Here is a 14188-nt window from a genome sequence, read left to right as displayed (position 1 = left end):
GATCGGGCAAAAAATCGGGATTCAGTGTCGGAATCGGCAAAACTGTATGGAGTTAATACAGTTGCTTTGAATCTGTAATGCTTTTGCGCGCCCACGCATCATGGAACCTCTGGCTACCCAAGTAAACAGGAGCATCCAAGATGAACGGTTTGAGCGATGTGCGGCTGACGTTACACAGTCAGGAACTGGCGGCAGGTCAAACGGACAACGCACGCCATGGGTCTATGGGCAACGCGTCGTCCGGCCTGAGTCACTGGGATCTGTTCTGGCGTCGCCTGCACACGCGCAAGGCGTTGCTGGCGCTGACACCCGACCAGCTCAAGGATATCGGGCTGACGCGGGAGCAGGCGCGGGAGGAAGGGCTTAAGCCTTTCTGGCGGATCTGAGCTTTGCAGTGTTGTTTAGGCCTCTTCGCGGGCAAGCCCGCTCCCACAGGTTTAGGTGGTGAACACAAATCTTGTGAACACCAGTAATCCCTGTGAGAGCGGCGGTGCGGCGATCCGACTTGCCCGCGAAGGCGTCAGAGCTGACACCGACAATCCTTCAGACCAACTCTTTAAGCCGATGCCACAACATCCCCAACGCCAGCAACGGCGAGCGCAAATGCTTGCCGCCGGGGAAAGTGATGTGCGGCACCTTGGCAAACAAGTCGAAGCCGCCACTGTGCTGCCCGCTGATGGCTTCGGCCAGCAGCTTGCCGGCCAAGTGCGTGGCATTCACGCCATGACCGGAATAGGCCTGGGCGTAGTACACGTTCGGCTGGTCCTTGAGTCGCCCGATCTGCGGCAGGCGGTTGGCGCCGATGCCGATCATGCCGCCCCATTGGTAATCGATCTTCACCCCACCTAGTTGCGGAAAGACTTCCAGCATTTTCGGGCGCATGTACGCGGCGATGTCTTTCGGGTCGCGGCCCGAGTAATGGCAGGCGCCGCCAAACAGCAGGCGCCGGTCCGCCGAGAGCCGGTAGTAGTCCAGCGCCACTCGCTGATCACAGACAGCCATGTTCTGCGGCAGCAGGGCGTGAGCCAGTTCTTCGCTCAACGGTTCGGTGGCGATGATGTAGCTGCCGGCGGGCAGGACTTTGCCGCTGAGTTCCGGGTTGAGGTTATTGAGGTAGGCATTGCAACCCAGCACCAGGGTCTTGGCGCGCACCGAGCCCTCGGCGGTATGGACCTTGATCTCGGGGCCATAGTCGATGCGTGTCACGGCCGAGTGCTCGAACAGCCGGACCCCCAGTCGTTGTGCCGCGGCTGCTTCGCCCAAGGCCAGGTTCAGTGGATGCAGGTGCCCCGAGCCCATGTCGATCAGGCCGCCGACGTAACGCGTGGAGCCGACCACGGTGTGCATCTCGTTGGCTTGCAGCAAACGGGTTTCGTAGCGGTAGCCGAGGCTGCGCAGTTCTTCGGCGTCCTCGGCGAAGCCTTCGAGGTCACGGGGCTTGTTGGCGAGGTCGCAGTAGCCCCAGGTCAGGTCGCAGGGGATCTGGAAGCGCTCGACCCGTTGCCGGACGATTTCCACTGCTTCCAGGCCCATGAGCTTCATTTGCCGCACGCCTTCGGCACCGATGACGTTGCTGAACTGATCGAGGCCGTGGCCTACGCCGCGAATCAGCTGCCCGCCATTGCGACCACTGGCGCCCCAGCCGATTCTATGGGCTTCAAGCAACACTACGCTGAGGCCGCGTTCGGCCAGCTCAATCGCCGTGTTTAGCCCCGAAAACCCGCCGCCCACCACACATACATCGGCCAGCACTTCGCCTTTGAGCGCCGGAAGTTCGGGCTGCGGCAGGCTGCTGGCGGCGTAGTAGGACGCGGTGTGGTTCAGGGCAGGCTGTTGAGCACGGGCATTCATGTGCGTGTTCCTGATGCTTGCGTTTGGAAAACCTGACGGAGCATAAGCCGGACCTTCCCGGGGGGGCAACATTGGTCGGCTGGTGCTGTCTGGATCGGGGCTTTTGCGTCAGAATCGCGCTCTATTCCGCAATTGGTCACCGCTGCAATGAGCTGCAACAGCCAGACAATCCGCACATTGCGACAGCAGATTCCCTCGTTCGAGTGCGTTCCCGGCTGCCATGACTGCTGCGGGCCGGTGACCACCTCGCCCGAAGAAATGTCGCGTCTGCCGCGCAAGACCCGCGCCGAGCAGGATGCCGCCATGGAAGAACTCAACTGTGTGCATCTGGGGCCGAATGGTTGCACGGTGTATGACGAGCGGCCGCTGATCTGCCGTTTGTTCGGTACCACCAAGACCTTGCCGTGCCCCAATGGGCGCGGGCCGGTGGAGCTGATTCATCCGCGGGTGGAGAAGCAGGTGTTCGAGTACATGGCTTCGAACCGACAGGTGTTGGTTTAAGAAAGACCGAATCGCCTGTATTCGCGAGCAGGCTCGCTCCCACATTCGATCTTCAGTGAACACAGAGTCTGTGTTCGACACTGATCCACTGTGGGAGCGGGCTTGCTCGCGAAAGCGGCTGAACATGCATCGCGCATCTCAATCCGGAATCGGCAGAGTCAGGCTCTCTTTCACCTCTTCCATCACGATATAGCTCTTGGACTCGCGCACGTGGGGCAGCTTGAGCAGAATGTCTCCCAGCAACTTGCGGTACGAAGCCATCTCGGAAATCCGCGCCTTCACCAGGTAGTCGAAATCCCCTGACACCAGATGACACTCCAGCACATGGGGCAATTTCAGCACCGCACGTCGGAACTCCTCGAAAGTATCGCCGGATTTGTAGTCCAGGCTGATCTCGACGAACACCAGCAGACTACCCTTCAGGTGCTGCGGATTGAGCCTGGCGTTGTAGCCCATGATGATCCCTTCGCGCTCCAGACGCCGGACCCGCTCAGTACAGGGCGTGGTCGATAGCCCGACCTTTTCTCCTAGCTCCGTAAAGGAAATCCGCCCGTCCGCTTGCAGGATCCGCAGGATGTTGCGGTCAATCTTGTCCAGCTCACGTTTGGTCTGAGTGTTGGTACGCATAGGGGATGCGCCTCCGTGAAAAGGGTTTTTGCCGAGAATTGTCGCCAAATATAGGCGCTTATATAGTGAAAAGCACTGGCTAATCTTTTTTACACTGCGCGCATCTAAAGCTCTGAATAACAAACGTCAGCGGTTAGCCGCGATGAGGGATATGAAAATGCGCGTCATGGTCTTGGGTAGCGGCGTCATCGGTACCACCAGTGCTTACTATCTGGCCCGTGCCGGGTTTGAAGTGGTGGTTGTGGACCGGCAGCCAGCTGCCGCCATGGAGACCAGTTTCGCCAACGCCGGGCAGGTCTCGCCGGGTTATGCCTCGCCGTGGGCCGCGCCGGGCGTGCCGCTCAAGGCCATCAAGTGGCTGCTGCAGCGCCACGCGCCCCTGGCCATCAAGGCCACCGCCGACATCGACCAGTACCTGTGGATGGCGCAGATGCTGCGCAACTGCACCGCCAGCCGTTACGCGGTGAACAAGGAGCGCATGGTCCGTCTGTCCGAGTACAGCCGTGACTGCCTCGACGAACTGCGGGCCGAAACTGGCATCGCCTACGAAGGCCGCAGCCTTGGTACGACCCAACTGTTCCGCACCCAGGCTCAACTGGACGGCGCCGCGAAAGACATCGCCGTGCTGAAAGAATCCGGCGTGCCGTTCGAGCTGCTCGACCGCGAAGGCATCGCCCGCGTTGAGCCGGCCTTGGCCAGCGTCACCGATATCCTCGCCGGTGCCCTGCGCCTGCCGAACGACCAGACTGGCGACTGCCAGATGTTCACCACCAAGCTCGCCGAGATGGCCGCGAACCTCGGTGTGCAGTTCCGTTTCGGTCAGGACATCCAGCGCCTCGACTTCGCCGGTGATCGCATCAACGGCGTGTGGATCGACGGCAAGCTGGAAACCGCCGACCGCTACGTGCTGGCCCTCGGCAGCTACTCGCCGCAACTGCTCAAGCCGCTGGGGATCAAGGCGCCGGTGTACCCGCTCAAGGGCTACTCCCTGACCGTGCCGATCACCAACCCGGCGATGGCGCCGACTTCGACCATTCTCGACGAGACCTACAAGGTCGCGATCACCCGTTTCGACAACCGCATCCGCGTTGGCGGTATGGCTGAAATTGCCGGTTTTGACCTGTCGCTGAATCCGCGTCGCCGCGAAACCCTGGAGATGATCGTCAACGACCTTTATCCTCAGGGCGGCGATCTGGCCCAGGCCGATTTCTGGACCGGTCTGCGTCCGACTACGCCGGATGGCACGCCGATCGTTGGCGCCACCCCGTTCAAGAACCTGTTCCTGAACACCGGTCACGGCACGCTCGGCTGGACCATGGCCTGTGGCTCCGGTCGCCTGCTGGCGGACCTGATGGCGAAGAGAAAGCCGCAGATCAGCGCCGAAGGCCTCGATATTTCCCGTTATGGCAAAAAAACCCAGGAGTCTGCAAAGCATGTCAGTCCAGCGCCAGCTCACCAATGAGCGCATGAGTCAGATCGTCACCCATAACGGCACGGTGTACCTGGCCGGACAGGTCGGCGATGACATGAACGCCGGGATTGAACAGCAGACCCGTGAAACCCTGGCCAACATCGAGCGGTTGCTCGATCTGGCCGGCACCGACAAGCACAATCTGCTGTCGGTGACGATTTACCTGAAAGACATCGACGCGCATTTCGAAGGCATGAACGCGGTGTGGGACAAGTGGCTGCCAAAAGGCGTCGCCCCGGCTCGTGCCACCGTTGAATCGAAACTGTGCGAACCGCAAATCCTGGTCGAGCTGTCGGTTGTCGCCGCTCTGCCATAAGCTTTCAGACAGATCCCTCTCCCGGTGCTGCTGGCGGTTTACGCCACCAGTCAGCGCCGGTTTTTCTTCCCGATAACCCGACCAGAAGTCTGCCGCCATGCGTCCTGCCCGTGCCCTGATCGACCTTCAAGCCCTGCGCAACAACTACCGAATCGCCCGTGAACTCACGGGGGCCAAGGCCCTCGCGGTGATCAAGGCCGATGCCTATGGCCATGGCGCGGTGCGTTGCGCCCAGGCGCTGGAAGCCGAGGCGGACGGGTTTGCCGTGGCTTGTATCGAAGAGGCTCTGGAACTGCGGGCGGCGGGCATTCGCGCGCCGATCTTGCTGTTGGAAGGTTTTTTCGAGGCCGACGAGTTGTCGCTGATCGTCGAGCATGATTTCTGGTGCGTGGTGCATTCGCTGTGGCAGCTCGAAGCCATCGAGAAAGCGGCGTTGAGCAAACCGATCACCGTGTGGCTCAAGCTCGACTCGGGCATGCACCGCGTGGGTCTGCACCCGGTGGATTATCAGGCCGCCTATCAACGGCTGTTGGTCAGCGGTAAAGTCGCGAAAGTGGTGCTGATGAGTCACTTTGCGCGTGCCGACGAGCTGCACGAACAAGCCAGCGCCGATCAGGTGGCGGTATTTGAAGCGGCGCGCAAGGGCTTGTCCGCCGAGGTCAGCCTGCGCAACTCGCCGGCGGTGCTCGGTTGGCCGCAGATTCCGAGCGATTGGGTGCGCCCGGGCATCATGCTCTATGGCGCCACACCCTTCGAAGAAGCCAACGAAGTGGCATCGCGTCTGCAACCGGTCATGACCCTGGAATCGAAAGTGATCAGCGTGCGTGAATTGCCGGCCGGCGAACCTGTCGGTTACGGCGCCAAATTCATCACCCCTAAACCGATGCGCATTGGCGTCGTGGCCATGGGTTACGCCGACGGCTACCCGCGTCTGGCTCCGACCGGCACGCCCGTGCTGGTTGCCGGGCAGCGCAGCCAGTTGATCGGCCGGGTATCGATGGACATGCTCTGCATCGACCTGACCGATGTGCCGCAGGCCGGCCTCGGTTCGACCGTCGAATTGTGGGGCAAAAACATCCTCGCCAGTGATGTGGCCATGGCTGCCGGCACCATTCCTTACCAGATCTTCTGCAACCTGCGCCGAGTGCCACTGCTCTATTCCGGGGCTTAGTGAGCCGGGCTCCAGACCGGAAGTCGCCTCGCTGAGCAGGATTCAGGTCAAGGTGTTGTAAATACTGAACGCTGTCGCCATGATAACGCTCACTATTCCAACAATCTGAATCCTGGAGGCGCAAGCTTTGGACGTCGGTGAACGACTGCAATCCATCCGTAGGCTCAAAGGCCTTTCCCAGCGTGAGCTCGCCAAACGGGCGGGGGTCACCAACAGCACGATTTCGATGATCGAGAAGAACAGCGTGAGCCCCTCGATCAGTTCGCTGCGCAAAGTGCTGGGCGGAATTCCCATGTCCATGGTCGAGTTCTTTTCCGAAGAAATCCTGCAGGAAAAACCGACCCAGATCGTCTACAAGGCCAACGAGCTGATCGATATTTCCGATGGCGCCGTGACCATGAAACTGGTCGGTCGGGCGCACCCGAGCCGGGCGATCGCATTCCTCAATGAAATCTATCCGCCAGGCGCCGACACCGGTGACGAGATGCTCACCCATGAGGGCGAGGAAACCGGCATCCTGGTCGAAGGAAAACTGGAACTGGTGGTCGGTCTCGAAACTTTTGTCCTCGAAGCCGGCGATAGCTACTACTTTGAAAGTACCAAGCCACACCGTTTCCGTAATCCGTTCGATGTGCCGGCGCGACTAATCAGCGCAGCCACGCCGGCGAATTTCTAAGAAAAGAGGCGTCCTGCCAGCATCGCAGAGGCGTCCGGGCAGTTTTTCTGTCGCGGCCTAAGACCCCTCCGACTTTGGGGTTGTTTCAGTGCGACGGGCTTACCGCTATACTTGCGCCCGCCTGCGAACCGTGGCCGTAGGCGTGACTAGCCACCATTGAGGGTGAACGCGTGAACCTAATTATGAAAATGCTGGCTGCACCAGCAACCGTATTGGCCCTATGGGCTGTCAGTGTCAGCGCTCAGGCTGCGACCAACGACGATATTGCCAAACGCCTTGAGCCAGTTGGCCAGGTTTGTGTTCAGGGTAAAGAGTGCAAGGGCATGGAAGTGGCCGCTTCCGCTGGCGGCGGTGGTGGAGCGAAAACCCCGGATGAAGTGATTGCAAAACATTGCAACGCTTGCCACGGTTCAGGCCTGTTGGGCGCGCCGAAAATCGGTGATGCCGCCGCTTGGGGCGAGCGTGCCAAGAAAGAAGGTGGTGTTGACGGCTTGCTCGCCAAGGCGATCTCCGGCATCAACGCGATGCCGCCAAAAGGCACCTGCGCCGATTGTGCAGACGCCGAGCTCAAAGGCGCCATCCAGAAGATGTCCGGCCTGAAATAAGGCGCCGCATCGTTCGCAAAAAACCGTCCCAGGACGGTTTTTTTGTGCCTGCAATTCCGCGCTGACCCTTGTAGGAGCGAGCTCGCTCGCGATGGTCGTCAACGATAACGCTGGAAACCTGGCACCCCGCGATGCTCTCAGGTTCTTCGCGAGCGAGCTCGCTCCTACAAGGTTTTTGTGGCAGCCGATTGGCATTAACGGGCTGTTCATTGCAGCGAATCCCCGGCAAGCTCGGTCCAACCCCACGTCATGGAATGTAAGGGAGGACCTGATGGTGCAGCTGTGTTCAATCGAGCAAGCGGTCGATGACGTGTTGGCGAGATTGCCGGCGCATATCCACATGGGCCTGCCTCTGGGGTTGGGTAAACCCAATCACTTCGTCAACGCGCTGTATCGACGAATCGCACAGTCGCCCGAGCGACGGCTGACGATCTACACCGCGTTGTGTCTGGGCCGCCCGCCCTTGGGCGATGGTTTGCAAAAGCGCTTTCTCGAACCCTTTGTCGAAAGGGTGTTCGGCGATTATCCGGAGCTGGAGTTTCTTGCCGACCTGCGCCGCGATAGTCTGCCGGGCAACATCCACATCCAGCAGTTCTTCATGCAGCCCGGTAGCCTGCTCAGCAGCCCGACAGCCCAGCAGAATTACGTCAGCAGCAACTACAGCCACGCGGCGCGAGACATCAACGCAGCCGGATTGAATCTGGTGGCGCAACTGGTGGCCAGCCATGCCGAGTATCCCGACCGCTTGAGCCTCAGCTGCAACCCGGACATCACCCTCGACCTGTTGCCGATGATCGCCAAGCGCCGCGCCACCGGAGAAACCATACTGATGGTCGGCCAGGTGCACAACGATCTGCCTTACATGCCCGGCGATGCGGAACTCGGCATCGATGCCTTCGATCTGCTGATCGACCAGAAAGACAACACCACGCTGTTTTCCACACCGAACATGCCAGTGGGGGTTCAGGACCATTTCATCGGCCTGCACGCCAGTACCCTGGTGCGTGACGGCGGCACCTTGCAGATCGGCATTGGCTCCATGGGCGATGCGCTGACGGCGGCGCTGCTGGCGCGGCAAGCCGACAACGACGGATACAGGGCTTTGCTGGCAGACGTAAACCTCAGTCACTGGGCGCAACTGATCGAGCGCGAAGGCGGCATCGAGCCCTTCGCCAAAGGCCTGTATGGCTGCAGCGAAATGTTCGTCAACGGCTTGCTGGTGCTGGCCGATGCCGGGATTGTGCGGCGCAAGGTCTACCCGGACGTGGCGACCCAGCAGCAGGCGAATGCCGGCACCCTCGACGAGACGGCGCAAACCGATGGCATCTCGGTGCACGGCGGCTTCTTCCTCGGCCCGCGCAGCTTCTACGAGCGCTTGCGCGAATTGCCACAAAACAAGCGGCTCGAATTCAACATGACCCGCATCAGCTACATCAACGAGCTCTATGGCCAGGAAGAGCTCAAGCGCTTGCAGCGCCTGGATGCGCGCTTCATTAACACGGCGTTTACCGTGACCTTGCTCGGTGCCGCGGTGGCGGATCAGCTCGAAGACGGGCGTGTGCTCAGCGGCGTAGGCGGGCAGTACAACTTCGTGGTGCAGGGGCATGCGCTGGCAGGCGCGCGCTCGGTGTTGCTGCTGCGCAGTTGGCGCGAGTCCGGCGGCGACGTCAGCTCGAACATCGTCTGGGAGTATGGTCACTGCACGATTCCCCGGCACTTGCGGGACATCGTGGTCACCGAATATGGCATCGCCGATCTTCGCGGCAAAACCGATGCGGCGGTGATCGAGGCCTTACTCAACATCAGCGACTCGCGTTTTCAGCCGGGGTTGATCGAGCAGGCGCAGAAAGTCGGCAAACTGCCCAAGGACTTCCGTCTCGATTCGCGCTTTACCGATAACAGTCCGCAGCGTTTGCAGGAGATTCAGGCGCGGCATCCGCAGCAGTTTCCGGAGTATCCGCTGGGCTGTGATTTCACCGAGGTCGAGCGTGATCTGTTGCGGGCACTGAACTGGCTCAAGAGCAAGTTCAAGCTGAGCGAGGTGCTGGAATTGGGCAAGGCGGCGCTGGATGCGCCGGAGCCTGCGTCGTTTCCTGAGCATCTGGAGCGCATGCAGTTGGCCAAGCCGGAGGGGATGAAGGAGGATTTGTATCAGCGGTTGCTGCTCACCGGCCTCAAGGCCACTGCGCAATAACAACTCGCCCAAAAACAACTGTAGGAGTGAGCCTGCTCGCGATAGCGGTGTATCAGCCAATGACTATGTTGGCTGACACTATGCAATCGCGAGCAGGCTCGCTCCTACAGGGGTATTACTGTGTCCTGGCTTACTCGATAAAGGTCACGACACCATCGGCCAGTGACTTCACACGCGCCAGCGACTCAACGCGATAACCCTGCGAGTCCAGTTCCGCACGGCCGCCCTGGAACGACTTCTCGATCACGATGCCCAGGCCCGCCACGGTGGCGCCAGCCTGCTTGATGATCGAAATCAGTGCCTGGGACGCCTTACCGTTGGCCAGGAAGTCATCGATGATCAGCACGCGGTCGCTGCTGGTCAGGTGGCGCGGGGAGATGGCCACGGTGCTTTCGGTCTGCTTGGTGAACGAGTACACGGTCGCCGACAACAGGTTTTCGGTCAGGGTCAGGGACTGGTGCTTGCGGGCGAAAATCACCGGCACACCCAGGTTCAGACCGGTCATGATCGCCGGGGCGATGCCCGAGGCTTCGATGGTGACGATTTTGGTGATGCCCGAGTCCTTGAACAGCGTGGCGAATTCGTCGCCGATCAGCTTCATCAGGGCCGGGTCGATCTGGTGGTTCAGAAAGGCGTCGACCTTCAGGACCTGGTCGGAAAGCACGATGCCTTCTTCGCGAATTTTCTTGTGCAGTGCTTCCATGAAGCTGTCCTCTTTTGGCGCCTGTGCGCCGAAGGTCATATAAAAGTGGTCAATTCTAGCGCTTTAACATCGCGCGTATATCCGCCAATGCGTTGTTGCCTCGCACGGCTTTGACTTCGGTCGGTGTGTCGTCGTTGCCTTCCCAGGCCAGATCGTCCGGCGGCAACTCATCGAGGAAGCGGCTCGGTGCGCAATCGATGATCTCGCCGTACTGCTTGCGTTTGGCGGCGAAGGTGAAGGCCAGGGTCTGGCGCGCGCGGGTAATGCCCACGTAGGCCAGGCGACGTTCTTCCTCGATGGTGTCGGCTTCGATGCTGGAACGGTGCGGGAGGATTTCCTCCTCCATGCCCATGATGAACACGTAGGGGAATTCCAGTCCCTTGGACGCATGCAAGGTCATCATCTGCACGCCTTCGGCACCGTCTTCCTCTTCCTGCTGGCGCTCGAGCATGTCGCGCAGGACGAGTTTGCCGATGGCGTCCTCGACGGTCATTTCGCCTTCTTCGTCTTTTTCCAGGGTGTTCTTCAGCGCCTCGATCAGGAACCAGACGTTACCCATGCGGTAGTCGGCGGCCTTGTCGCTGGAACTGTTGGTGCGCAGCCAGTTCTCGTAGTCGATGTCCATGACCATGCTGCGCAGGGCCGAGATCGGGTCTTCGCCGGCGCACTGCTCGCGCACCCTGTCCATGAAGCGCTTGAAGCGCGACAGGCGATCGGTGAAGCGGCTATCCAGATGCTCGCCCAAACCCATCTCGTCGGTGGCGGCGTACATCGAGATCTTGCGCTCGGTGGCGTAGTTGCCCAGCTTCTCCAGCGTGGTCGAGCCGATCTCGCGGCGCGGCACGTTGATCACCCGCAGGAACGCGTTGTCGTCGTCCGGGTTCACGATCAGGCGGAAGTAAGCCATCAGGTCTTTCACTTCCTGACGTCCGAAAAAGCTGTTGCCGCCGGACAGGCGATACGGCACCTGGTGATGCTGCAACTTCAGTTCGATCAGCTTGGCCTGGTAGTTGCCGCGATACAGGATCGCGAAGTCGCTGTACGGGCGGTCGGTGCGCAAGTGCAGGCTTAGGATTTCCATGGCCACGCGCTCGGCCTCGGTGTCCTCGTTGCGGCAACGGATCACGCGGATCTCGTCGCCGTGGCCCATTTCACTCCACAACTGCTTTTCGAACTCGTGGGGGTTGTTCGAGATCAGTACGTTTGCGCAGCGCAGGATGCGGCTGGTGGAGCGGTAGTTCTGCTCCAGCATCACCACTTTCAAGGACGGGTAGTCTTCCTTGAGCAGCATCAGGTTTTCCGGGCGGGCACCACGCCAGGCGTAGATCGACTGGTCGTCATCGCCCACCACGGTGAACTGGTTACGCTTGCCGATGAGCATTTTCACCAGCAGGTACTGGCTGGCGTTGGTGTCCTGGTATTCGTCGACCAGCAGGTAACGGACTTTGTTCTGCCACTTTTCCAGGATGTCGGCGTGCTCTTCGAACAGCTTCACCGGCAGCAGGATCAGGTCGTCGAAGTCCACCGCATTGAACGCCTTGAGCGTGCGTTGGTAGTGGGTGTAGACGATGGCGGCAGTCTGTTCCTTGGGGTTGCGCGCGTTTTCCAGGGCCTGGGCCGGCAGGATCAGGTCGTTTTTCCAGGCACCGATCATGTTCTTGATCTCGTCGACGCCGTCGTCGCCCGAGTATTCCTTCTGCATGATGTCGGTCATCAGGGCCTTGACGTCGGTCTCGTCGAAGATCGAGAAGCCCGGCTTGTAGCCCAGCCGCACGTGCTCCTTGCGGATGATGTTCAGGCCCAGGTTGTGGAACGTGCAGACCGTCAGCCCGCGACCTTCACCGGCACGCAGCAGGGTGCCGACCCGTTCCTTCATTTCGCGGGCAGCCTTGTTGGTAAAGGTCATGGCGACGATGTACTGGGCGCGGATGCCACAGTTCTGGATCAGGTGCGCGATTTTGCGCGTGATCACGCTGGTCTTGCCGGAGCCAGCGCCGGCGAGCACCAAAAGAGGGCCGCCGACGTAGCTCACGGCTTCTTGCTGCCGGGGATTGAGTCGGGACATACGTAAATTCAGGAGTCAGTCACAAAATGGGCCGGCATTTTAACAGGCTCAGCGAATTGTGCTGCTCTGTCCGACTTGTGACGTACCACGCTATCTGTAATTGCCGGGTTTGTTACTTTCACGCAGGATGCGCAACGAATTTGCGGCTAATGTTCGTAATTCCGGATACAAAGGGCTCGTTTTGCTCACTGATGTCATTGTCATTAGTTATCGGAACGGCATAATGCCCGTCGCCTACATCTTTGCAGAGTCTAGGGAGCTAGCTTGTCTACGCCTGTCGAACCCTTGCGTTTGCTGCTACTGGCCGAAGAGCCAGCGTGGGCAGCGTTGTTGCGCGAGTGTCTGGCTCCTATGGGGAGCTCGGCCGTGCTCATCAGCGCGCCGAGTTGGGAGTCGGTCAGCAGCCTGTTCGATGACAACCGCAGCGCGGTGTTATTGACCATCCCGCAACTTCAACCGGCGCCGGGCCGTTGCAGCCTGCCGACGGTGCTGTTGCTCGACCATGAGCCGCTGACCCCGCCCGACGGCGTGAGTGACTGGCTGGTGCGCGATCTGCTCGATTCCGGCATGTTGCGCCGTTGCCTGCGCCATGTGCGCGAACGCGGCGTCCTGGAAAACACCCTGCAACGCCTGGCCGAGCAAGATCCGCTGACCGGCATCGCCAACCGCCAGGGCTTCCAGACCCTGTTGACGGCGCGACTGGCAGAAAACGACGGTCGCGGTCTGGCCCTCGGTCATCTCGACCTCGACAACTTTCGTTATGCCAACGACGCCCTCGGCCATCAGGCCGGTGACCGCCTGATCCTGCAAGTGGTGGCGCGGCTCAAGAGCCAGCTCGAGGCCGGCGATCAACTGGCACGTCTGGGCAGCGATGAATTCGCTCTGCTGATCGATACCCGTCGCGCTCCCCAGCGTGCCGAGTGGATGGCCGAGCGCATCAGCGAAGCGCTGGCCGAGCCATATTGGGTCGATGGCGAAAGCCTGTTGATCGGCTCCAGCCTGGGCATCGCCTACGCCCGGGCCCAGACCGGTGCGGACCCGCTGATGTGGCACGCGCACATCGCCATGCAGCAGGCCAAAAGCACCCAAGGCTGCACCTTTCACATTTTCAACGAGCGCATCAACCGCAATGCCCGCAGCATCGCCGACCTCGAAACCGAGCTGCGCCGGGCACTGCGTCGCGATGAGCTGGAGCTGCATTACCAGCCACGGCTGAACCTCGAAGACGGGCAGATCGTCGGCCTCGAAGCTTTAGTGCGCTGGCGGCATGCCGAGCGCGGCTTGCTGCCACCGAGCGAATTCGTGCCGCTGGCCGAGCAAAGCGGTCTGATTGTGCCGCTGGGTTACTGGGTGATTTCCCGGGCCTTGCGCGACATGCAGGCGCTGCTCGAGCTGGGTTTGCCGCCGTTGCACATGGCGATCAACCTGTCGTTCCGGCAGTTCCAGGACAGCCAGTTGCTCTCGACCCTGAGTCGCCTGATTGCCGAGCGCGGCGTTGAAGCGCAGTGGCTGGAATTCGAACTGACTGAAACCGCCGTGATGCGCCGCAGTGATCTGGTCAAGCAGACCATGGACGCTCTCGGGCGCCTCGGTGTGCGCTTCTCCCTGGACGACTTCGGCACCGGGTTCTCGTCGTTCGTGCACCTCAACAGCCTGCCGATCACCTTGCTGAAGATCGACAAGAGCTTTGTCGGCGGCATGGAACAGCGCGAAGAAAACCGCAAGCTGGTCCACGCGATGATCAATCTGGCGCACAACCTCAACCTTGAGGTGGTCGCCGAAGGTGTGGAAACGCCGGAGCAACTGGATCTGCTGCGCGGGTTTGAATGCGATCAGGTGCAGGGGTATTTGATCAGCAAGCCTTTGCCGCTGGACGAGTTGGTGGAATATCTGATGTTTGGCTCCGGCGAACAGCCGGCGCTGGAAATCGTGAGCTGATCTCGAATGATTGGTTGCCTCGGAACCTGTAGGAGCGAGCTCGCTCGCGATGGTCGTCAACGATAACGCT

General features: G+C 60.5%; 13 protein-coding genes. 9 read left to right on the top strand and 4 right to left on the bottom strand.

Annotation, left to right across the window (positions count from 1 at the left end):
• Positions 1-140: 140 nt before the first annotated feature.
• On the top strand, positions 141-386 hold the full coding sequence (locus AC3IX1_RS27905; RefSeq protein WP_489386557.1) for a DUF1127 domain-containing protein: 246 nt from the start codon (positions 141-143) through the stop codon (positions 384-386).
• A gap of 157 nt (positions 387-543) precedes the next feature.
• On the opposite strand, the gene AC3IX1_RS27900 is transcribed toward AC3IX1_RS27905, so the two are convergent.
• Positions 544-1851 carry an NAD(P)/FAD-dependent oxidoreductase gene (locus AC3IX1_RS27900; RefSeq protein ID WP_489386556.1) on the bottom strand — a complete coding sequence of 436 codons (1308 nt, stop codon included), beginning with the start codon at positions 1849-1851 and terminating at the stop codon, positions 544-546.
• Positions 1852-1998: 147 nt separating this feature from the next.
• Between AC3IX1_RS27900 and AC3IX1_RS27895 the strand changes: the two genes are divergently transcribed.
• A complete protein-coding gene (locus AC3IX1_RS27895) occupies positions 1999-2352 on the top strand; it encodes a YkgJ family cysteine cluster protein (RefSeq protein WP_057398678.1) in 354 nt (117 codons plus the stop codon).
• A 138-nt stretch (positions 2353-2490) separates the two neighbouring features.
• On the opposite strand, the gene AC3IX1_RS27890 is transcribed toward AC3IX1_RS27895, so the two are convergent.
• A complete protein-coding gene (locus AC3IX1_RS27890) occupies positions 2491-2979 on the bottom strand; it encodes an Lrp/AsnC ligand binding domain-containing protein (protein WP_007975155.1) in 489 nt (162 codons plus the stop codon).
• Positions 2980-3136: 157 nt separating this feature from the next.
• Between AC3IX1_RS27890 and dadA the strand changes: the two genes are divergently transcribed.
• The 6 genes from dadA (at position 3137) to AC3IX1_RS27860 (ending at position 9412) form a co-directional block, all read left to right on the top strand.
• A complete protein-coding gene (gene dadA, locus AC3IX1_RS27885) occupies positions 3137-4441 on the top strand; it encodes a D-amino acid dehydrogenase (RefSeq protein ID WP_489386555.1) in 1305 nt (434 codons plus the stop codon).
• A complete protein-coding gene (locus AC3IX1_RS27880; protein ID WP_477763032.1) occupies positions 4413-4766 on the top strand; it encodes a RidA family protein in 354 nt (117 codons plus the stop codon). Before dadA ends, AC3IX1_RS27880 begins: the two co-directional genes overlap by 29 nt.
• A gap of 97 nt (positions 4767-4863) precedes the next feature.
• Positions 4864-5937, top strand: coding sequence for an alanine racemase (alr, locus tag AC3IX1_RS27875; protein WP_489386554.1), 1074 nt, complete (start codon positions 4864-4866; stop codon positions 5935-5937).
• 127 nt (positions 5938-6064) lie between these two features.
• Positions 6065-6613 (top strand): cupin domain-containing protein, encoded by a 549-nt coding sequence (locus AC3IX1_RS27870; RefSeq protein ID WP_008023455.1) that lies wholly within the window; start codon positions 6065-6067, stop codon positions 6611-6613.
• Between the two features lie 182 nt (positions 6614-6795).
• A complete protein-coding gene (locus AC3IX1_RS27865; RefSeq protein ID WP_150815265.1) occupies positions 6796-7218 on the top strand; it encodes a c-type cytochrome in 423 nt (140 codons plus the stop codon).
• Between the two features lie 271 nt (positions 7219-7489).
• Positions 7490-9412, top strand: a complete 1923-nt coding sequence (locus tag AC3IX1_RS27860; RefSeq protein ID WP_489386553.1) for an acetyl-CoA hydrolase/transferase C-terminal domain-containing protein — start codon at positions 7490-7492, stop codon at positions 9410-9412.
• 130 nt (positions 9413-9542) lie between these two features.
• Here the strand turns inward: AC3IX1_RS27860 and AC3IX1_RS27855 are convergent, their stop codons facing one another.
• Complete coding sequence (locus AC3IX1_RS27855; protein ID WP_046038985.1) at positions 9543-10115, bottom strand: xanthine phosphoribosyltransferase; 573 nt, start codon at positions 10113-10115, stop codon at positions 9543-9545.
• Positions 10116-10170: 55 nt separating this feature from the next.
• Positions 10171-12180: a DNA helicase Rep gene (rep, locus tag AC3IX1_RS27850; protein ID WP_489386552.1), complete on the bottom strand. Its 2010-nt coding sequence runs from the start codon at positions 12178-12180 to the stop codon at positions 10171-10173.
• Between the two features lie 264 nt (positions 12181-12444).
• On the opposite strand from rep, the gene AC3IX1_RS27845 reads away from it, so the two are divergent.
• Positions 12445-14118, top strand: a complete 1674-nt coding sequence (locus AC3IX1_RS27845; RefSeq protein ID WP_489386551.1) for a putative bifunctional diguanylate cyclase/phosphodiesterase — start codon at positions 12445-12447, stop codon at positions 14116-14118.
• Positions 14119-14188: the final 70 nt, after the last annotated feature.

This window comes from Pseudomonas sp. KH_046_2, assembly GCF_057838985.1.
The sequence above is the reverse complement of the archived record's forward strand: the minus strand, read 5'-3'. Positions and strand labels throughout refer to the sequence as shown.

Excerpts from the sequence above, each read along its gene's own strand:
- AC3IX1_RS27905 (WP_489386557.1), top strand. The coding sequence starts at position 141 with ATGAACGGTTTGAGCGATGTGCGGCTGACGTTACACAGTCAGGAACTG.
- AC3IX1_RS27855 (WP_046038985.1), bottom strand. The coding sequence starts at position 10,115 with ATGGAAGCACTGCACAAGAAAATTCGCGAAGAAGGCATCGTGCTTTCC.
- AC3IX1_RS27895 (WP_057398678.1), top strand. The coding sequence starts at position 1,999 with ATGAGCTGCAACAGCCAGACAATCCGCACATTGCGACAGCAGATTCCC.
- dadA (WP_489386555.1), top strand. The coding sequence starts at position 3,137 with ATGCGCGTCATGGTCTTGGGTAGCGGCGTCATCGGTACCACCAGTGCT.
- alr (WP_489386554.1), top strand. The coding sequence starts at position 4,864 with ATGCGTCCTGCCCGTGCCCTGATCGACCTTCAAGCCCTGCGCAACAAC.
- AC3IX1_RS27900 (WP_489386556.1), bottom strand. The coding sequence starts at position 1,851 with ATGAATGCCCGTGCTCAACAGCCTGCCCTGAACCACACCGCGTCCTAC.
- AC3IX1_RS27865 (WP_150815265.1), top strand. The coding sequence starts at position 6,796 with ATGAAAATGCTGGCTGCACCAGCAACCGTATTGGCCCTATGGGCTGTC.
- AC3IX1_RS27880 (WP_477763032.1), top strand. The coding sequence starts at position 4,413 with ATGTCAGTCCAGCGCCAGCTCACCAATGAGCGCATGAGTCAGATCGTC.
- AC3IX1_RS27860 (WP_489386553.1), top strand. The coding sequence starts at position 7,490 with ATGGTGCAGCTGTGTTCAATCGAGCAAGCGGTCGATGACGTGTTGGCG.
- AC3IX1_RS27890 (WP_007975155.1), bottom strand. The coding sequence starts at position 2,979 with ATGCGTACCAACACTCAGACCAAACGTGAGCTGGACAAGATTGACCGC.
- rep (WP_489386552.1), bottom strand. The coding sequence starts at position 12,180 with ATGTCCCGACTCAATCCCCGGCAGCAAGAAGCCGTGAGCTACGTCGGC.